The following is a 17934-nucleotide window of genomic DNA, read 5'->3' as shown; positions in this document are numbered from 1 at the left end:
GTGACCGCTCCCGCCGCGCGGGGGCCGGCCGGCGGCTCAGCGCGAGCGCACCACGACCGTGCGGCCCGCCTTGTCGTGGAAGGCCTGGTTGCGCGGATCCCAGATCGGCCAGAGGTGGTCGGCGATCGAGAACACCCCGCTGACGAAGCCGATCACGGGCAGGCCGTTGACGAGGCTCGGGCTGAACTGCACGAGCCAGCGCAGGCCGGCCGCGCGCACCTCGGGGTTGCGGTCCTCGTCGACGCGGCGCACCCGGATGCCGACGAGCATCTTGCCCGGCGTCGCGCCGCGCGAGACGTGGAACCCGATGTTGTACAGCGCGGAGAAGACCAGGTTCGTGACGGTGATGGCGAAGCCGGTGGGGCTGACGGCCCGCAGCATCGCGTTCACGTCGTCGATCGCCGCGGTGTCGCCAGCGGCGATCGCCGCGTTCATCGCGTCGACGACGCCGAGCACCTGCAGCATGACCATCGTCAGCACGATGAGGGGGATGCTGTCGAGCAGGTAGGCACCGACGCGCCGACCCCAGCTCGCGAGCGGGGGCTGCCCCTGGCCGTCGGGCTGCTCGGCCCACCCCTGCTGCGCGTCCTGCCGCCACAGGGGCGCCACCCGGTGGTCGCCTCGGCCCGCCACGAAGCCGAAGTCATGGCCGCCTCCGCCATAGTCGTCGCTCTCGCGCTGGGCGTGCTGCGGCTCCGGCGCCGGCGCCTGCGCGTTGCTGGTCCAGCGCTCGCCATCCCAGTAGCGCGTCGCCCCGGGCACCGCGGCGAAGGGATCGGGGTACCACCCGGCAGGCTGCTCGTTCACCCCTCGATGGTACGGCGGTCGCCTCTGGTCGGGGGCTCGGGCGCGTCGCGTGGCCGGGTCGTAGCCTGGCGGCATGAGCAACACCGAGGCCACGATCGTCGAGAACAGCGAGGCAGCCTGCTTCGAGGAGGCTGCTGCCGCGGGCCTCGAGCTCCTGCTGCCGCGCGACGTGCCCCTCGGGGGTCCGCGCGCGATGCCCGTGCAGCGCGTGCTGCCGAACAAGCATCGCCACTTCATCGGGGCCTGGTGCTTCGCGGATGCCTTCGGCCCGGCGCCCATGGCCGGGCAGCCGGGCATGGATGTGCCGCCGCATCCGCACACCGGCCTGCAGACCTGGAGCTGGCTCGTCGACGGCGCGATCGAGCACCGCGACTCGGCCGGCTTCTCGCACACGGTGCGGCCGGGCGGGCTCAACATCATGACCGCGGGGCGCGGCATCGCCCACAGCGAGTACTCGACGCCCGACACGGAGGTGCTGCACGGGGTGCAGCTGTGGACGGTGCTGCCCAGCCACGAGCGCGGGCGCGAGCCCGCGTTCGACGGGCTCGACGCGGTGCCGCAGGTGCGGCTCGCGGAGGGCGTCACCGGCAGCGTCTTCGTCGGCGAGCACGGCGGGGCCGCGAGCCAGGTCGGCGCCTACACGCCGCTCGTGGGCGTCGAGCTGCGCATGGCGGCCGGCAGCGAGGTGCGGCTCGAGCTGCGCGGCGACTTCGAGCACGGCGTGCTCGCGCTCAGCGACGGCATCGCGGTGGACGACGTGCCGATCGGCCGCGGCGCGCTCGCCTATGCCGCGCCCGGTCGCGAGGCCGTGCTCGTCTCCGCGGAGCGCGACGGCGTCGCGATCCTGCTCGGCGGCGAGCCCTTCGCCGAGGAGGTCGTGATGTTCTGGAACTTCATCGGCACCGACCACGACGAGGTCGAGCGCGCGCGAGACGAGTGGATGCGCGAGCGCGACGCGAGCGCGACGGCCAGGCCGCGCTTCGGTTCGGTCGTCGACGACGACAGCCAGCCGCTCGCGAGCCCGCGGCTGCCGAGCGTGCAGCTGCTGCCGCGGGGACGCGCGAAGCGGCGCGACTGACGCCCGTCATCCGCCGTTGCGCGCCAGCCGCGCGATGGCGGTCGCCATGGGCCCCGCCTCCCACTCGTGCATCGCGCCGGGCATCACGCGGAAGGTCGCGGACGGGATCGCCGCCTGCAGCGCCTCCGCGGTCTCGGTCATGCCCGGGAAGGTGTGCTCGCCGACCATGACGAGCACCGGCACCGCGATGCCCGCGTAGCGCTGGTCGGCCGGCAGCTCCTCGGCCCAGGCGAGCGATCGCGCGTCGGCGCGGTAGCTGCGGCTGCCGAGCACGATCTGCGGCCAGGAGGGATCCTGCATCGCGCCCTCGAGGAACTCCGGGGGCATGTCGCGCATGTACTCGCGCTGCGCCGCCTCGTGATCGCCCGCGTCGAGGTGCCGCAGGACGTCGGCCTCGAAGCCGGCCGCGCCGCCCTCGAACTGCCCGATGGGCGCCTCCCAGAGGGCGAGCGCCGTGACGGGCAGCCCGGCATCGGCGGCGGCGAGCGCGATCGAGCAGCCGGAGGAGTGGCCGACGAGCACCGCGCGACCCCCCACCTCGTCGATCGCGGCGGCGATGGCGGCCAGCTCGCGATCGAGCGTCAGGTCGCCGTCAGCAGGGCTGTCGCCGCGACCGAGCCGGTCGTAGACGAGCGTCTGCACGCCCTGCTCGGCGGCGAGCCTCGCGGTCTCGGTCGTGGTCGGGTCGCCCGCTCGGAACGGCCCGGCGCCCGCGATGAAGACGACGCCGGGCCCCGTGCCGTAGCGGTCGAAGCCGATGCGGTCGCCCGCGCTGGTGTCGGTGTGCTCGGTCATGCGCGCCTCGCCCTCTGCTCTGCGGTGTACTGGACCGTCCAGTTCTCCTCGTGATCAAACTAGACGGTACAGTTCTGCCATGTCAACGCCCGATCCCCTCCCGGCGCTCGGCCGCAGCGCGCGCATCCGCGCCGCCATCCTGGACGCAGCGGAGCAGGTGTTCCTGCACGAGGGCTACGCGCGGGCGAGCATGGATGCGGTGGCCGCCCGGGCCGGCGCGTCGAAGCAGACCGTCTACAAGCACTTCGGCAGCAAGGAGCAGCTGTTCGTCGAGCTCGTCACCTCGATGACCGTCACGACCGGCGACCCGGTGGGGCACGAGATGGCGCGTGCCTCGGACCCGGTCTTCGAGACGCTCGTCGATCACGCGAGCGTGATGCTCGAGGCGGTGCTCACGCCGCGCATCCTGCAGCTGCGCCGGCTCGTGATCGGCGAGGCCACGCGCTTCCCCGAGCTCGGGAGGGCGCTCTTCGAGCACGGCCCGGCGCGCGCCATGGCAGGGATCGAGCGCCGACTGCGCGCCTGGGTCGAGGCAGGAGCGCTCCCCGAGCACGACGTGGCCGCAGCCGCGCAGCACTACAACTGGCTCGTGATGGGCGCACCGCTCAACGCCGCGATGCTGCTGGGCGACGAGGCGATCCCGAGCGCTGCTGCGCTCCGCGCCCACGCGCGGTCAGCGGTCGCCGCGATGCTGCGCTCGATCGGCGCCGACCCCGCCGGCTGACCCGCCGGCTCAGCCCTTCGCCGCCCTCGCTGCCGCCTTCGCGGCCTGCTTCGCGGCCCGCACCTCGGCCAGGGAGTCGGCGTCGACGATGTCGGCCACCGAGCGCTTCGCGCCGGGCTCGCCGTACGGGCCCGACGCAGCCGCCCAGCCCTCGCCGTCGAAGCCCGCCTGCTTGCCGAGCAGGGCCAGGAAGATCGTGGCCTTCTGCTCGCCGAAGCCGGGCAGCGCCTTGAGGCGGCGCAGCACCTCGGCGCCGTCGGGGGCGCCGCTGCGCCAGATCGCTCCGGCATCGCCGCCCCACTCGTCGACGATGACCCTCGCGAGCGTCTGCACGCGCGCCGCCATCGAGCCGGGGTAGCGGTGGACCGCGGGCTTCTCGGCGAAGGCGGCGAGGAAGGCCTCGGGATCCATGCGCGCGATCTCGGATGCGTCGAGGCGGCCGAGCCGGTCTCGCAGCTTCGCGGGCCCCGCGAAGGCGGTCTCCATCGGCACCTGCTGGTCGAGCAGCATGCCCGTCAGGAGCGCGAAGTCGTCCTCGGAGAGCAGGCGGTCGGCGCGCTCGTCGCCGGTGATGTGGAGGTCGCGCGTCATGGCTCCACCCTGCCACGGCCGTCGACAGGACCGCGCCCCCGGCCCGGTCACGACGGGCGGGGGGCGCAGCTGCCTCCAGTGTGCGGTGCGCGCCGACCTCGCTGCGCTCGTGCCCGCCCAGGTCTGGCTCAAGACCCGCTGTGGTCGCGGGCTCTCGGCTCTCGCGAAGCGAGGCCGCGAGAGGATGGGCGCATGGAAATCAAGCGCTCCAACCCCTGGGCGTGGTGGGCGTTCTGGATCGGCCTGCTCGGGCTGGTCCTCATGCCGATCCCCCTGTTCATCGGCCTCATCCTCGGCGGCGGCCTCGGCGCGATCGCGGCGATCCTCGCCGTCATCGCCCTGTTCAAGTCGCGCCACGCGGGCGGCCGCGGCGTCGCACCAGCGGTGATCGCCGGCGTCTTCGTGCTCCTGACCTACGGCGGCATCTCGCTCGGCGGCGGCGTCTGGTGGTGACGGCCCGGCGCTGACCGCGCTCGGGCCAGAGGCGCAGCGACGACCGGACCAGAGGATCGGGTGCGAGGATCGAGGCATGGCCACTGCGCAGCGCTCGACCTCCCAGCCCGCCACGACCCTCCTCATCCTGGGCGCATCCGGTGACCTCACCAGCCGGCTGCTGCTGCCGGGCATCGCCACGCTGCTGCAGGTCGAGCCGGGCCGCCGGGTCGAGATCGTCGGCGCAGACCTGCGCCAGCTGAGCGACGACGACTGGTCCGGCCGCGTGCAGACCGCGATGACCGCGGGCGGCGCGAGCGGCGAGGCGGCCGAGCACGTGCTGCGCTCGACCCGCTACGTCGCGGCCGACGCGACCGACCCCGAGTCGCTCGCCGCGCTGATCGCCTCGATCGGCTGCGAGCGCCTCGTCGTCTACTTCGCGCTGCCGCCGCACGTCACCGAGCTCGTCTGCACGGCCCTCGAGCAGATCGGCGTGCCCGACGGCACGATCCTCGCGATCGAGAAGCCCTTCGGCGCCAGCCTCGAGTCGGCGCGCGAGCTCAACGCGCTCGTCACCCGCATCGTGCCGGAGGATCGCATCTTCCGCATCGACCACTTCCTCGGGCTGCACACGGTGCTCAACCTGATCGGCCTGCGCTTCGCGAACCGCCTGCTCGAGCCGGTCTGGGATCGCGACAGCATCGCCAAGGTCGAGGTGCTCTACGACGAGACGGTCACGCTCGAGGGTCGCGCCGGCTACTACGACCGGAACGGCGCGCTGCGCGACATGATCCAGTCGCACCTGCTGCAGATCATGGCGCTCATCGCCATCGAGCCGATCTCGAGCGTCACGGCCTCCGACCTCCGCGACGCCATCAGCCAGGTGCTGCGCGCGTCGAGCGTCGTGGACCCGGTGGCGCACTCGCGTCGAGCGCGCTACGCGGCCGGCAGCATCGAGGGCCGGGAGGTGCCCGACTACGTCGCCGAGGAGGGCGTGGACGCCGCGCTCGGCACCGAGACCCTCGCGGAGGTGCAGGTCGAGATCGCCACCGCGCGCTGGGCGGGCGTGCCCTTCATCCTGCGCTCGGGCAAGTCGCTCGGCGGCATCCGCAAGCGCGCCGTCGTCCACTGGAAGGCGCCGGCGCACGTGCCGACCGGCTTCGGCGGTCACGACTCCCCCGACTGCCTCGTGATCGACTTCAAGCCCGACGGCTTCGAGCTGCACCTCACGACGAACGGCAAGGGGGATCCCTTCACGCTCGAGCAGACCGTCCTGCGCGGCGAGCTCGGCGGCGGCCAGCTGCTGCCCTACGGCGAGGTGCTCGCCTCCATCCTCGACAGCGACCCGCGCATCGCGGTGCGCGGCGATGCCGCCGAGGAGTGCTGGCGCATCATCGAGCCCGTGCTCGCCGCGTGGCGAGCGGATGCGGTGCCGATGGAGGAGTACCCGGCGGGCTCGACCGGCCCCGCGGGCTGGGAGACCAGCCGGCCGTGAGCACCGAGCAGCCGGAGGGCGCCGGCGATCCCCCCGCCGCCGACCTCGCCCCTGCGGCGCTCGGGGCAGACCGCTTCGACGCCGACGGCGATCCGACGCGCGAGGAGTCGCTCGCGCGCCTGCTCGGTGGCGGCAGGGCCGCGCTCGAGGGCAGCGTCCCGCCGATCGCCTTCCTCGCGGCATGGCTCGCGAGCGGCGGCGAGCTGCTCACCGCGGTGGTCTGGTCGCTGATCGCGAGCGCCGCGACCCTGATCCCCGCGATCGTCGACCGCCGGAGGCCGAAGGCCGTCGTCATCGGCATGCTCATGACGGTGCTCGCCGCGATGGTGGCCTACTACTCCGGCGAGGCTCGCAACTTCTTCCTCATCCAGCTGCTCTCGAACGCCGCGAGCGCGCTCGCCTGGACGGTCTCGATCGTCATCGGCTGGCCGTTCCTCGGCCTCATCGTCGGGGGCCTCATCGGCACGAAGGTGCGCTGGCGCAAGGATCCGGTGCTGCTGCGCGCCTATCAGCGGGCCTCCTGGATCTGGGTGCTCCAGTACGTCATCCGGGTCGTCGTCTTCTCGGTGCTGTGGTGGATGGACGAGACCACCTGGCTCGCCATCATGCGCGCCGCGCTCACCTACCCGTTGATCATCGCGTGCATCGCGGCGTCGGGCTGGGTGCTGTTCGCCGCCATCCCGAGGTCGCATCCCGGCATCCGCAAGCCGCAGGTGGCGTCGCGCGACTGACGCTCGCGCGTGGCGCGATGCGGCACGACGAGACCGTTGCGGATGCGCCGGGCTCGGCGTACAGTGCCGGGCAAGCGAGCGATGCGGACCGACCAGGCGCCTTCACCAGTACTTGCACTCGAGCAAGCGCCCTTGAGCCAGTCCGCATCGCTCCTTCTCGTCTCGCGACCCTGCCGCTCGGGCGGCCCCTCGTCCTCCCGCGCTTGCACGTCGACGTCCCATGTCTTATTGTACTAATCACGTAGTACAACGAGGAGCAGACGCGATGCAGTTCGACAGCACCCGGCCGATCTGGCTGCAGCTCGTCGACGAGTTCGCTCGTCGCATCGTCGCCGACGAGTGGCCGGCGGGCTCGCGCATCCCTGCGGTCCGCGAGCTGGCCGCAGAGCTGCAGGTGAACCCGAACACCGTGCAGCGCGCGTGCAGCGAGCTCGAGCGCGACGGGCTCCTGCGCTCCGAGCGCACCAGCGGCCGCTTCGTGGCCGACGACACCGCAGCGATCAGCGGCCTCCGGCGACAGCTCGTCGCCGACGCCGCCGACACCTACGCACGCCGCGCCGAGGGGGTCGGGCTCAGCCTGGTCGACGCCCAAGCGCTGCTGGCAGAGAGATGGGACCACCATGACCGCACCGACGACGCTGCCGGAGCAGCAGCCGAGACCGCGCGCTGACACCGTGACCGACGCGATCAGCATCCGAGGGCTCACGAAGTCCTACGGCTCGACCATGGCCCTCGACGGGCTCGACCTCCAGCTGCCCTACGGCCAGGTGGTCGGGCTCCTCGGCGAGAACGGCTGCGGCAAGACCAGCCTCCTCAAGGTGCTCGCGGGCGTGCTCGCCGACTACGACGGCGAGGTGCGCATCGCCGGGCACGAGCCGGGCCCCGAGTCGAAGGCGCGCGTCTCCTTCCTGCCCGACGCCTCCTTCCTCGCCGACAGCGCTCGCGTGACGGAGTGCATCCGGCTCTACGACGACTGCTTCGCGGACTTCGAGCCCGAGCGGGCGCTCGACCTCCTCGGCTTCTTCGGGCTGGATGCCGCGATGCGGCTGCGCGAGATGTCGAAGGGGATGCGCGAGAAGGTGCAGATCGCCCTCGCCATGTCGCGCCGGGCTCGCGTCTACCTCCTCGACGAGCCCATCTCCGGCATCGATCCCGCCGCTCGCGACGTGATCCTCCAGGGCGTGCTCCGGAACCTCTCCGAGGAGTCGCTGCTCGTGATCTCCACCCACCTCATCCACGACCTGGAGCCCATCCTCGACGGCGTCGTCATGATGCGTCGCGGCCGAGCGGTGCTGCAGGGCCAGGTCGACGACCTGCGCGCCGAGCACGGGCGATCCATCGACCAGCTCTTCCGGGAGGTCTACCGATGATCGGCACGCTCCTCAGGCACGAGGCGATCCGCACCCGCGGCTTCCTGCTGGTGATCGCCGCCGCCGCGACCGGTCTCGCCGGTCTCGGATCGCTCATGGCGATGACCGGATGGCCCGTGATCGCCACCTTCGGCACCGTGATCGGCTTCGTCGGGGCGCTCGGGCTCGTGCCCGCGATCCAGCTCGCGCACGCCGTCGACTTCTGGCGCAGCGGCTTCGGCCGCATCGGCTACTTCACGCAGACGCTGCCGGTGCGAGGCTCCCGCATCTACGCGGCGAAGCTGGTCTGGGCCGCCGCCGTGCTGCTGCTCGCCCTCGTGGCGACGCTGGTGCTCGGCTTCGTCGTGATGCTCGCATCCGCCGGCAGCCTCTTCGGCCTGACCGCCGCGCAGATGGTGGCGCAGGTGGGCGAGACGCTCGCCGCAGCGTTCGAGGCATCGCCCTGGCTGGTCGGGCTGGGCGCGCCGCTGCTGCTCGTCGCGCTCTACGCCTTCAACACGGTGCTGCTGTTCGCGGCGGCGACGATCGGCTCGGAGCGCTGGCTCCAGCGACTCGGCTGGGGCGGCCCGGTGCTGGTCTGGTTCGCGCTCTACGCCGCCGCGCAGGCACTCATGTTCGTGCTCGTGCTCGCCGTCCCCTTCGGCATCGGTGCCGACGGCAGCGGCGGCGTCGGCGTCGTCCCCGTCGACCTCATCGGCGCGATGGTGCACGACACGCAGCTGCAGCTCATGCCGATCGGCTTCGTGCCGGCGATCCTCGCAGCGATCCCGGTGCTGATCTGGGCCTCCGTGCGCTCGTGGGATCACAAGGTGTCGCTGGCCTGAGCCGCGCCAGCGAGCCGGTCGCCCGCTGGGCCGGTGCGCGTCCGCTGGGCGCGCACCGGCCCAGCGCTGGCATAGGGTTGCGCCAAGCAGAACGAGGAGGCCCCGTGCGCCCGAGCCCCGACGAGTACGCAGCGCGGCTCACCCGCACGCGCGAGCGCATGGCCGCCGCGGGCCTCGACGGGCTGGTGGTCGTCGACCCGGCCAACCTGCACTACCTCACGGGCTACGACGCCTGGTCGTTCTACATGCCGCAGCTGCTCTTCGTGCCGCTCGCGGGCGAACCGCTCCTGATCATGCGCGACATGGATGCCGGCGGCGCCCACCGCACGGCCGTCGAGACGCCGCGCGAGCGCATCCTCGGCTACCCCGAGTCGCTCGTGCACCAGCGGGACGTGCACCCCTTCGACTGGGCGGCGGAGCAGCTGCGCTCCCACGGCTTCGGCGGTCGCGGCCGCATCGGCTACGAGGGCGAGGCGCACTTCCTCTCCGTGCGCTCGTTCCTCGCGCTGCAGCAGGGCATGCCCCAGTGGCAGCTCGTCGACGCGCACGACCTCGTCAACTGGGTGCGCCTGATCAAGAGCCCCTCCGAGCTCGAGCTGATGCGCCGGGCCGGCCGAGTCGCCTCGGCGGCCATGCGGGCGGGCATCGACGCGGTCGCGGCGGGCGCCCGCCTCAACGACATCGCCGCCGCCATCCAGTTCGCGCAGGCGACGGGCGTCGACGGCGCCGAGGGCGACTACCCGGCGATCGTCCCGATGCTCCCGACGGGCGAGTCAGCCGACACGCCCCACATGACCTTCAGCGCCCGCCGCCTCGACGCATCCGAGGCCGTCTCGATCGAGCTCGCGGGTGCCCACCGGCGCTATCACGCGCCGCTCGCGCGCACGCTCGTGCTCGGCCGCCCGAGCGACCGCCTGGCCCGCCTCGCCGACGTCACGGCCGAGGGGCTGCAGCTCGTCATCGACCGTCTGCGGCCGGGCCGCACGATCGCCGAGGTGCACGGCGCCTGGCAGGCGCACATCGCCAAGGAGGGCATCGAGAAGCCCTCGCGCCTGGGCTACTCGATCGGCATCGGCTACCCGCCCGACTGGGGCGAGCGCACCGTGTCGATCCGCGGCGACGAGCAGACGGTGATCGAGCCGGGCATGTGCCTGCACATCATCGCCGGCATGTGGATGTCGGGCTACGGCTGCGAGCTGAGCGAGTCGCTCGCCGTCACGCAGGACGGGGTCGAGGTGCTGACGGAGGCGCCGCGCGAGCTGATCGTGCGGGCCTGATCGTGGGGAGGGGCTGAGCGTGGAGCAGCAGGCGCATGCGTCGGGTCGCGACGATCGCGACCTCGAGCGGGCGCTCGCGCTCATCGAGGATGCGACGATCGTCGCCGACGCCTCATCGCTCATCCTCGCCGCGAGCGAGAACCCGGGCGGCACCGAGCTGGTGACCGTGCGCGTGCTCGAGTCGATCGCGTCGCGCCTCGGCGGCCGCACGCGGCGCACGCTCGTGGCGCCGGAGCGACCCAACCTCTCCGTCCGCTTCGGCCCGGATGCGAGCGCCGAGCGACCGGCGGTGCTGCTGCTCGGCCACAGCGACGTCGTGCCGGCCGGGGAGGGCTGGAGCGCCGACCCCTTCAACCCCCGCGTCGCCGACGGCTGGCTCACCGGCCGGGGCGCGGCCGACATGAAGGGCGGCATCGCCGCGGCGCTGCAGGCGATGGCGGCGGTGCACCGCGTGCGCCCGGAGCTGCCGCTCGAGCTGCTGGTGACGGTCGACGAGGAGGATCTCGCGACCGGCATCCAGGCGCACATCGCCGAGCCGCCGGGGCACTACCTCGCCTGCATCGTCGCCGAGCCGACCGACATGGCGGTCGTCGTCGCCTGCCGCGGTGCGGCCAACCTGGAGGTCGAGGTCTCGGGTCGCGCCGCCCACGCCGGCAGGCCGGAGGACGGCGCGAGCGCCATCACCGCCGCGGCCCGCATCGCGACCTGGATCGCGGAGGACCACGAGCGGCTGCGCGCGGGCGCCGCGGGCCTGCTCGGCTCGGCGACCTGGAGCGTCGGGCGCATCGAGGGCGGGCACGGCACGTCGATCGTGCCCGACCGCTGCACGCTGCTCGTCGATCGCCGGCTGATGCCGGGCGAGACGGGCGCCGAGGCGCTCGCGCAGCTCCAGGCGGGCATCGCGGCCGCCTCTGAGGGCGTCGGGTGCGAGGCTTCGGCGCGACTGCTCATGGAGATGCCGGGCTTCGAGACCGACGCCGCGCATCCGCTGGTCTCGAGCGCCGTCGAGGCGCTGCGCGCCGAGGGCGCCGAGGCGCCGGTCGAGGCGTGGACGGCGGCGTGCGAGGGCGGCTTCATCGCCCGCCACCACGCCTGCCCGACCATCATCCTGGGCCCCGGCGACATCACCGGGCAGGCCCACCAACCCGACGAGCGGGTGCGCATCGCACACCTCGCCGTCGCCGCACGCGCGTACACTCGCATGCTTGTGCACCTGCACCGAGCGGGCACCGGCACCGCGGAGCCCGGCTCCGCGGAGCCCGCTCCCAGCGCTGACCACCGGCACTGACCCCAGCACCGACCCCAGCACCGGCACCCGGAAGCACGACGAGCACGACCCCCACGGCAGCACCAGAAGGGACACGGCATGACCGAGCAGACCGCAGCAGGAGGCGCCCCCGCGCACGAGCCTCCCCCCATCACGAGAGAGCTCGACCTCTCCCCGATCCAGCGCAAGACCGTCAAGAAGTCCGTCATGGGCGCCATGGCCGGCAACGCCATCGAGTGGTTCGACTACGGCATCTACGGCTACCTCGTCGTGCACCTGTCGAGCCAGATCTTCGGCGGCAGCGAGGATTCCACCCTCTGGGCGCTGTTCGGCTTCGCCGTCTCGTTCCTGATCCGCCCCATCGGCGGTGCCGTGCTCGGCCCGCTCGGCGACCGCATCGGCCGCCAGAAGGTGCTCGTCTTCACGATCATCATGATCTCGGTGGCGACCGCCTGCATCGGCATCCTGCCGACCTTCGAGCAGGTGGGCTGGCTCGCACCGCTCTTGCTCTTCTCGCTGCGCATCATCCAGGGCTTCTCGGCCGGCGGCGAGTACGCGGGCGCCGCGGTCTACATGGCCGAGCACGCGCCCGACGACCGGCGCGGCTTCTGGGGCTCGTTCCTCGAGTTCGGCACGCTGCTGGGCTTCTCGATGGCAGCGATCCTCGTCACGGCGCTCGAGTTCATCGTCGGGCCCGAGGGCATGGAGGCCGGCTGGTGGCGCCTGCCGTTCCTGCTCACGCTGCCGCTCGGCCTCATCGCGCTGCTCATGCGCTCGCGCCTGCACGACTCCGACACGTTCACCGAGGCGAAGCAGCAGGACACCCGCACGAGCGCGTGGCAGGTGCTGCGCGACCTGGTCACGAAGCAGCCGAAGCAGCTGCTGAAGATCATGGGCATCACCGTGCTCATCAACACGGCGTTCTACCTCGTGCTGACCTACATGCCGACGTTCCTGACGACCTCGCTCGACATGGATGCGACGCAGTCTGGCCTGATGCTCGTGGGCGTGCAGCTCGTGATGATGGCGGTGATCGTGCCGCTGGGCGCGCTCACCGACCGGGTCGGCAGGCGGCCGGTGCTGCTCACGGCGGCGATCGGCTTCACGGTGTTCTCGATCCCGGCGGTCATGCTGCTCACCACCGGCAACGTGCTGCTGCAGATCCTGGGCCTGTCGATCTTCGGCATCTTCCTCGTCATGCTGCTGTGCAACATCTCGGCGACGCTGCCGGCGCTCTTCCCGACGACGGTGCGCTACGCCGGCTTCGCGCTCGGCTACAACGTCGCGACCTCGCTGCTGGGCGGCCCTGCCGGCCTCATCAACGAGTGGCTGATCGGCGAGACCGGCTCGAACCTGGTGCCCGGCTTCTACATGACGATCGCCGGCATCATCGGCCTCATCGCCATCTGGACCTTCAACGAGACCGCGGGGCGCAGCCTGCGCGGCGACGTGGTGCCGGGCGACGACGACGTGGATCGCCTGGCGATCGGGCAGGATCTGATCGGCAAGGTCAACGACCCGAACCACGAGCTCGTCGACGGCCGCCTGCCTGCGACGGGCGGCGGTCGCGGCCCAGCCTGACGCGCACATGACGGATGCGGTCCCGCCGACGTGCGGGGCCGCATCCGTTCTCCGATCACGGGATTCACAGGCGATCGGGGTACCGCGATGTACCCCATTCACGTAGCGTCGGGCGCATGCGAGCACTCACCTGGCAGTCCAAGCGCACCGTTACCGTCGAGGAGGTGGCGGATCCGCGCATCGAGCAGCCGACCGACGTGGTCATCAGGGTCACCTCCACCGCGATCTGCGGCTCCGACCTGCACCTCTACGAGCTCTTCGGGCCGTTCCTCGACAAGGGCGACGTGCTCGGCCACGAGACGATGGGCGTCGTGGAGGAGGTCGGCTCGTCCGTCACGTCGTTGGTGCCCGGCGACCGCGTCGTGATCCCCTTCGTGATCGCCTGCGGCGACTGCTTCATGTGCGCGCGAGGCCTCACCACGCAGTGCGAGACGACGCAGAACCGCGAGGAGGGCACGGGCGCGGCCCTCTACGGCTACACCTCGCTCTACGGCTCGGTGCCGGGCGGGCAGGCCGAGCGCCTGCGCGTGCCCTTCGCCGACTTCAACGCGACGAAGGTCGGGCTGGAGCTCCCGGACGACCGCTACCTCTTCCTCAGCGACATCCTGCCGACGGCCTGGCAGGGCGTCGCCTACGCCGACGTGCCCGAGGGCGGCACGCTCGCCGTGCTGGGGCTCGGCCCGGTCGGGCAGTTCGCCGCCCGGATCGGCCGGCACCTCGGGCACCGCGTCATCGGGGTCGACCCTGTGCCGGAGCGGCGGGCGATGGCCGAGCGCCACGGCATCGAGACGCTCGACATGGCAGGCGCGACCGAGGCGCTGCACGAGGCCACCGATGGGCGCGGCCCCGACTCGATCGTCGACGCGGTCGGCATGGAGGCGCACGGCTCGCCCGGTGCCGCGACCGCCCAAGCCGTGGTCGGCATGCTGCCGGATGTGCTGTCGAAGCCGATGATGCAGCACGGCGGTCTCGACCGGCTGTCGGCGCTGATGACGGCGTTCGACGCGGTGCGCCGCGGCGGCACGGTCTCGCTGAGCGGCGTCTACGTCGGCACGGCCGACCCGATCCCGATGATGACGCTGTTCGACAAGCAGCTGACGATCCGCATGGGGCAGTGCAACGTGCAGCGGTGGCGCGACACGCTGCTGCCGCTCGTCGAGGATCCGGCCGACCCGCTCGGCACGCAGGATCTCGTCACGCATCGCGTGCCCCTCGACCGTGCCCCCGAGATGTACGAGACCTTCCAGAAGAAGGAGGACGGCTGCATCAAGGTCGTGCTGCAGCCCTGAGGCCGCGGGCGCGCTCCGCAGGTCGAGGAGCGCGCGCCGCAGGCGCACGCGTCACGAGACCCCCGTCACCCCACCCGCACCGGCCACGCCTGCCAGCCGTTCGGCAGCTCGCGCAGGCGCTTCTGCGCCGCCCGCAGCCGCTCGGCCCCCAGCCCCTCCGCATCCGCGGTCCCGGACCGCGAGCCCGACGCGAACTCCACCCGGTGGTGCACGCCGCGCGACATCACGGTCTCCTTGAGCCAGCCGCGCGAGACCGCGAGCACGAGATCCTCGAGCTCGCCGACGACCCGCTCGACGTCGTCGTCGCACGCATCGCAGCCGCAGACGGGGAACGCGTCGAACTGGAGCACGCCAGCGAGCACCATCACGCCCGGGAAGCCGGTCAGCACGAGCGACAGCGGCGCGGCGGCCCTGTCGCGCGGCGTCACGCGCACGGCACGCACCACGTCCTCGGGCGGGTAGGGCAGCGCCGCGGCGATCGCTGGCCCCTCGTCGACCTCGACGTCGTAGCTCGCGACCAGGTGCGCGAGGAGCGCCTCGGCGACCTCGTGCAGCGGCGCATAGCGCTCGGGATGCGTGACGACCGAGTACGACTCCTCGGGCGGCTGCTGCCAGCGCTCGCCGAAGGGCACGGCCTGGCCATCGGCGTCGCGGATGTCGGGGATCGCGATCTCGGGGCGCACGTACGCGGGCATGGCTGCAGTCTGGTGCAGCGCATCCGAACCGGCAATCGGGGCCGGGGCTATCCGCGCTATCTCTACATATGTAGAGTGGCGCCATGCCGACACCGCTGTCACGCATGACCCCCGCGACGCTCGACGTGCTCGCGCACCTGCTCGAGCGCGACGAGGCCACGTGGGGGCTCGCGATCGCTGGCGCCACCGGGCGACCGACCGGCAGCGTCTACCCCATCCTCGAGCGCCTCGAGTCGCACGAGTGGGTGCTCAGCGAGTGGGAGGCCGATGGCACCCGACCCGGCGCCCGGCGGCGGCTCTACCGCCTCGCGCCCGATGCGCGCGAGCAGGCGGCGGATGCGGTGCGCGCCGCACGAGCGCGGGCCGCAGCCGCGAGCGCGAGGGCCATCGATCGCGCGAGCGCGGCGAAGGCCGGCCGGGCGCGGCCGGCAGCGGGCGGCATCGCGTGAAGGTCGTCGTGGAGCTCGCAGCAGCCTCGCTGCCGTGGGCGATCCGCGATCGCTACCGCGAGGAGTGGCTGCACGACCTGGCGCACGCCGAGGAGGCCGGCGTGCGACGCGGCGACATCGCGTGGGCGGCCGTGCGCACGGCGATCACCGCCGACCGCATGCAGGCGCCGAGCATCGCGCACGCCATCCTGCAGGCGCGCAGGCGCATCGACTCCGGCGGCGCGCACCTCGCCCTCGTCGTGTACCTGACGATCTTCGCGCTTCAATCGGTGATGTGGGGCGTGATGCCCGTCGCAATCCTTCTCGGCCTGGGTGCGCTGACGCACGTCGTGCTCAGCGCGGCGCAGATCCACCTCGCCTCCCGCATGGTGGGCGGACTCAGTCGCTTCGCGATGCCACTCCTGCTGCTCGGCCTCGTGCTCATCGCGAGCTCGCTGCTGCTGCCGCTGCTCATGCGCGAGCTGCCATGGTGGTCGTTCCTCGTCGGCATCGGTGGAGGGGCATGCCTCGTCGGATTGATGCTCTGCATCGAGGGCAGCAAGCCGCCCAAGCCCGAGCTGACGCACTGCCTGCGCCCCCCGGTCCGACGGCGACTACTCGTGCTGGGCACGGCCATCGGCGTGGCAGCCATCCTGCTGGTGGTGCTCGATGTCGTCGTGCTGGTTCCGGCTCGCTGGGCCGCCATGCTCCCGATCGCCGACACCTGGGCAACCATCGCGGCCGCAGGCGGACCAGCGTCGCCGCTCGCAGCAGCGGGACAGCTCATCGCGATGATGCTGGTGCCGATCGCGATCTCCATCGCCGTCGCAGCGCGGTGGGCGCGCTCCGAACGCGCCGTCCTCGTCCGAACGACGGTAGGAGCGCTGGGCGGGATCTTTGTAGCGTTCGTGCACGCCACGACGCTCGCCAACATGTTGCCCTTCTCGAGCGACGGCACGCAGGGTGCAGCCGTGATCCTGCCGCTGATCGCCGGCGTGCTGCTCGAGATCACCACGCGACAGCACCGCGACCTCGCGCCCCTGCCCCCTGCATCCGTCCCGATCCCACCGGGCCCGTGGCACGTCACCCTCGACGGCGCGGGCGCTGCCGCCGCCGAGCGCTGAGCATCGCGCCCCGCGACGCTCAGGCAGCGCCTCAGCACCGGCGGTGCGAGAGGATTGCCCGGTGAGCAAGTCGAACGAGGTGCCGGCCGCCGCGCTCGTCTCGCGCGCGATCGCCGAGCTCGAGCCCCACGACCTCGAGGCCATCGCGGCGGCGATCGAGCCGCTCGACGCGGGCGATCTCGTGGCGCTGCTCGGCCGGCTCTCGCCGGAGCGCGGCGCCGTCGTCTACCGCCTGCTCCCCCGACCGCTCGCGCTCGAGGTCTTCGAGGCGCTGCCCGTCAGCCTGCAGCGCGACCTGCTGGGCGGGCTGCAGGACGAGGATGTCGCATCGGTGTTCGCCGAGCTGGATCCCGACGACCGCGTACAGCTGCTCGACGAGCTGCCGGCGAAGGTCGCGCAGCCACTGCTCGGCGGGCTCTCCGGCAGCGAGCGGGAGCGCACGGCAGAGGTGCTCGGCTACGCCCGCGGCTCGATCGGCCGGCGCATGAGCGCTGCCGTCGTCGCCGTGCGCCCCGGCACCACCGCGCGCGAGGCCATCGCCCGCCTGCGGGCGGCCGCGGTGGGCAGGGAGTCGCCGCTCGCGCTCGCCGTCGTCGACGACCAGCGCCGACCGCTCGGCATGCTGCGACTGGCCGATCTGATCGCGGCAGACGACGCCGACGAGGCGCGCGCCCTCATGCGCGACACGGCCACGGCATCCGTCACCGACACGGCAGAGGATGCCGCCCGCCGCTGCGCCGACCGCCGCGCGCTCGCCCTGCCCGTCGTCGACAGCGAGCAGCGGCTGGTCGGCATCCTGCCGCTCGACGACGCCGTGCGGATCCTGGGCGAGGCCGAGAGCGAGGACGTCGCGCGGCAGGGCGGCGCCGAGCCGCTGCGGCGCCCCTACCTCTCGACGCCGGTGCGCAGCATCGTGCGCTCCCGCGTCGTGTGGCTGCTGGTGCTCGCGATCGGCGCGACGCTCACCGTGCAGGTGCTCGAGATCTTCGAGGACACGATCGAGCAGGTGACCGTGCTCGCGCTGTTCGTGCCGCTGCTGATCGGCACGGGCGGCAACACCGGCAACCAGGCCGCGACGACCGTCACGCGCGCGCTCGCCCTCGATGAGGTGCGACCGGCGGATCTGCTGCTCGTCCTGGCCCGCGAGATCCGCGTGGGAGTGCTGCTGGGGCTGCTGCTGGGCCTGCTGGGCGGCGTGACCACCGGCCTCATCTACTCGTCGGCGATCGGCATCGTCATCGGGGCGACGCTGCTCGCGGTCTGCACGGTCGCCGCGGCCGTCGGTGGCATGATGCCGCTGCTCGCACGGGCGGTGCGCGTCGACCCGGCGGTGTTCTCGAACCCGTTCATCACGACCTTCGTCGACGCGATCGGGCTGGTGATCTACTTCCTGATCGCCCGCGCGGTGCTGGGCGTCTGAGGCGCG

Annotated in this window: 19 protein-coding genes; 15 read left to right on the top strand and 4 right to left on the bottom strand. The window is 72.6% G+C overall.

The window, feature by feature from the left end:
• Positions 1 to 36: 36 nt before the first annotated feature.
• The gene (locus tag AA0Z99_RS11935) at positions 37 to 807 is read right to left on the bottom strand and encodes an RDD family protein (protein ID WP_413317637.1); all 771 of its coding nucleotides are present in this window, start codon (positions 805 to 807) and stop codon (positions 37 to 39) included.
• A gap of 73 nt (positions 808 to 880) precedes the next feature.
• Here AA0Z99_RS11935 and AA0Z99_RS11930 point away from each other — a divergent pair, with 73 nt between their 5' ends.
• On the top strand, positions 881 to 1885 hold the full coding sequence (locus AA0Z99_RS11930; protein ID WP_413317635.1) for a pirin family protein: 1005 nt from the start codon (positions 881 to 883) through the stop codon (positions 1883 to 1885).
• 6 nt (positions 1886 to 1891) lie between these two features.
• Here the strand turns inward: AA0Z99_RS11930 and AA0Z99_RS11925 are convergent, their stop codons facing one another.
• On the bottom strand, positions 1892 to 2680 hold the full coding sequence (locus AA0Z99_RS11925; RefSeq protein WP_413317633.1) for an alpha/beta fold hydrolase: 789 nt from the start codon (positions 2678 to 2680) through the stop codon (positions 1892 to 1894).
• A 79-nt stretch (positions 2681 to 2759) separates the two neighbouring features.
• Here AA0Z99_RS11925 and AA0Z99_RS11920 point away from each other — a divergent pair, with 79 nt between their 5' ends.
• Complete coding sequence (locus AA0Z99_RS11920; protein WP_413317631.1) at positions 2760 to 3404, top strand: TetR/AcrR family transcriptional regulator; 645 nt, start codon at positions 2760 to 2762, stop codon at positions 3402 to 3404.
• A gap of 9 nt (positions 3405 to 3413) precedes the next feature.
• Here AA0Z99_RS11920 and AA0Z99_RS11915 read toward each other — a convergent pair whose 3' ends face one another.
• The gene (locus tag AA0Z99_RS11915) at positions 3414 to 3995 is read right to left on the bottom strand and encodes an HhH-GPD-type base excision DNA repair protein (RefSeq protein WP_413317629.1); all 582 of its coding nucleotides are present in this window, start codon (positions 3993 to 3995) and stop codon (positions 3414 to 3416) included.
• 192 nt (positions 3996 to 4187) lie between these two features.
• On the opposite strand from AA0Z99_RS11915, the gene AA0Z99_RS11910 reads away from it, so the two are divergent.
• The 10 genes from AA0Z99_RS11910 to AA0Z99_RS11865 all read left to right on the top strand — a co-directional run bounded on the left by AA0Z99_RS11910 (position 4188) and on the right by AA0Z99_RS11865 (position 14261).
• Positions 4188 to 4448 carry a hypothetical protein gene (locus AA0Z99_RS11910; RefSeq protein ID WP_413317627.1) on the top strand — a complete coding sequence of 87 codons (261 nt, stop codon included), beginning with the start codon at positions 4188 to 4190 and terminating at the stop codon, positions 4446 to 4448.
• A gap of 76 nt (positions 4449 to 4524) precedes the next feature.
• Positions 4525 to 5922: a glucose-6-phosphate dehydrogenase gene (locus tag AA0Z99_RS11905; protein WP_413317625.1), complete on the top strand. Its 1398-nt coding sequence runs from the start codon at positions 4525 to 4527 to the stop codon at positions 5920 to 5922.
• Positions 5919 to 6653 carry a DUF3159 domain-containing protein gene (locus AA0Z99_RS11900; RefSeq protein WP_413317623.1) on the top strand — a complete coding sequence of 245 codons (735 nt, stop codon included), beginning with the start codon at positions 5919 to 5921 and terminating at the stop codon, positions 6651 to 6653. Before AA0Z99_RS11905 ends, AA0Z99_RS11900 begins: the two co-directional genes overlap by 4 nt.
• 265 nt (positions 6654 to 6918) lie before the next feature.
• The gene (locus AA0Z99_RS11895) at positions 6919 to 7323 is read left to right on the top strand and encodes a GntR family transcriptional regulator (protein WP_413317621.1); all 405 of its coding nucleotides are present in this window, start codon (positions 6919 to 6921) and stop codon (positions 7321 to 7323) included.
• Complete coding sequence (locus AA0Z99_RS11890) at positions 7274 to 8023, top strand: ABC transporter ATP-binding protein (RefSeq protein WP_413317619.1); 750 nt, start codon at positions 7274 to 7276, stop codon at positions 8021 to 8023. The genes AA0Z99_RS11895 and AA0Z99_RS11890 overlap by 50 nt, the downstream gene beginning before the upstream one ends.
• On the top strand, positions 8020 to 8847 hold the full coding sequence (locus tag AA0Z99_RS11885; protein WP_413317617.1) for a hypothetical protein: 828 nt from the start codon (positions 8020 to 8022) through the stop codon (positions 8845 to 8847). The genes AA0Z99_RS11890 and AA0Z99_RS11885 overlap by 4 nt, the downstream gene beginning before the upstream one ends.
• A gap of 104 nt (positions 8848 to 8951) precedes the next feature.
• Positions 8952 to 10124 carry a M24 family metallopeptidase gene (locus AA0Z99_RS11880; RefSeq protein WP_413317615.1) on the top strand — a complete coding sequence of 391 codons (1173 nt, stop codon included), beginning with the start codon at positions 8952 to 8954 and terminating at the stop codon, positions 10122 to 10124.
• Positions 10125 to 10143: 19 nt separating this feature from the next.
• Positions 10144 to 11412: a M20 family metallopeptidase gene (locus AA0Z99_RS11875; RefSeq protein ID WP_413317613.1), complete on the top strand. Its 1269-nt coding sequence runs from the start codon at positions 10144 to 10146 to the stop codon at positions 11410 to 11412.
• Between the two features lie 78 nt (positions 11413 to 11490).
• On the top strand, positions 11491 to 12972 hold the full coding sequence (locus AA0Z99_RS11870) for an MFS transporter (protein WP_413317611.1): 1482 nt from the start codon (positions 11491 to 11493) through the stop codon (positions 12970 to 12972).
• 116 nt (positions 12973 to 13088) lie between these two features.
• Positions 13089 to 14261 (top strand): zinc-dependent alcohol dehydrogenase, encoded by a 1173-nt coding sequence (locus AA0Z99_RS11865; RefSeq protein ID WP_413317609.1) that lies wholly within the window; start codon positions 13089 to 13091, stop codon positions 14259 to 14261.
• A gap of 65 nt (positions 14262 to 14326) precedes the next feature.
• Here AA0Z99_RS11865 and AA0Z99_RS11860 read toward each other — a convergent pair whose 3' ends face one another.
• The gene (locus AA0Z99_RS11860; RefSeq protein ID WP_413317607.1) at positions 14327 to 14956 is read right to left on the bottom strand and encodes a DUF6226 family protein; all 630 of its coding nucleotides are present in this window, start codon (positions 14954 to 14956) and stop codon (positions 14327 to 14329) included.
• 83 nt (positions 14957 to 15039) lie between these two features.
• Between AA0Z99_RS11860 and AA0Z99_RS11855 the strand changes: the two genes are divergently transcribed.
• The 3 genes from AA0Z99_RS11855 (at position 15040) to mgtE (ending at position 17928) form a co-directional block, all read left to right on the top strand.
• On the top strand, positions 15040 to 15405 hold the full coding sequence (locus AA0Z99_RS11855) for a PadR family transcriptional regulator (protein ID WP_413317605.1): 366 nt from the start codon (positions 15040 to 15042) through the stop codon (positions 15403 to 15405).
• Between the two features lie 8 nt (positions 15406 to 15413).
• On the top strand, positions 15414 to 16508 hold the full coding sequence (locus AA0Z99_RS11850; RefSeq protein ID WP_413317603.1) for a hypothetical protein: 1095 nt from the start codon (positions 15414 to 15416) through the stop codon (positions 16506 to 16508).
• 61 nt (positions 16509 to 16569) lie between these two features.
• Positions 16570 to 17928, top strand: a complete 1359-nt coding sequence (gene mgtE / locus AA0Z99_RS11845) for a magnesium transporter (protein WP_413317601.1) — start codon at positions 16570 to 16572, stop codon at positions 17926 to 17928.
• Positions 17929 to 17934 lie beyond the last annotated feature (6 nt).

The organism is Agrococcus phoenicis (assembly GCF_047302415.1).
Classification (GTDB): Bacteria; Actinomycetota; Actinomycetes; order Actinomycetales; family Microbacteriaceae; genus Agrococcus.
The sequence above is the reverse complement of the archived record's forward strand: the minus strand, read 5'-3'. Positions and strand labels throughout refer to the sequence as shown.

Coding starts and splice junctions, on each gene's coding strand:
- AA0Z99_RS11885 (WP_413317617.1), top strand. CDS start 8,020: ATGATCGGCACGCTCCTCAGGCACGAGGCGATCCGCACCCGCGGCTTC.
- AA0Z99_RS11910 (WP_413317627.1), top strand. CDS start 4,188: ATGGAAATCAAGCGCTCCAACCCCTGGGCGTGGTGGGCGTTCTGGATC.
- AA0Z99_RS11930 (WP_413317635.1), top strand. CDS start 881: ATGAGCAACACCGAGGCCACGATCGTCGAGAACAGCGAGGCAGCCTGC.
- AA0Z99_RS11890 (WP_413317619.1), top strand. CDS start 7,274: ATGACCGCACCGACGACGCTGCCGGAGCAGCAGCCGAGACCGCGCGCT.
- AA0Z99_RS11915 (WP_413317629.1), bottom strand. CDS start 3,995: ATGACGCGCGACCTCCACATCACCGGCGACGAGCGCGCCGACCGCCTG.
- AA0Z99_RS11870 (WP_413317611.1), top strand. CDS start 11,491: ATGACCGAGCAGACCGCAGCAGGAGGCGCCCCCGCGCACGAGCCTCCC.
- AA0Z99_RS11895 (WP_413317621.1), top strand. CDS start 6,919: ATGCAGTTCGACAGCACCCGGCCGATCTGGCTGCAGCTCGTCGACGAG.
- AA0Z99_RS11865 (WP_413317609.1), top strand. CDS start 13,089: ATGCGAGCACTCACCTGGCAGTCCAAGCGCACCGTTACCGTCGAGGAG.
- AA0Z99_RS11905 (WP_413317625.1), top strand. CDS start 4,525: ATGGCCACTGCGCAGCGCTCGACCTCCCAGCCCGCCACGACCCTCCTC.
- AA0Z99_RS11925 (WP_413317633.1), bottom strand. CDS start 2,680: ATGACCGAGCACACCGACACCAGCGCGGGCGACCGCATCGGCTTCGAC.
- AA0Z99_RS11920 (WP_413317631.1), top strand. CDS start 2,760: ATGTCAACGCCCGATCCCCTCCCGGCGCTCGGCCGCAGCGCGCGCATC.
- AA0Z99_RS11860 (WP_413317607.1), bottom strand. CDS start 14,956: ATGCCCGCGTACGTGCGCCCCGAGATCGCGATCCCCGACATCCGCGAC.
- AA0Z99_RS11855 (WP_413317605.1), top strand. CDS start 15,040: ATGCCGACACCGCTGTCACGCATGACCCCCGCGACGCTCGACGTGCTC.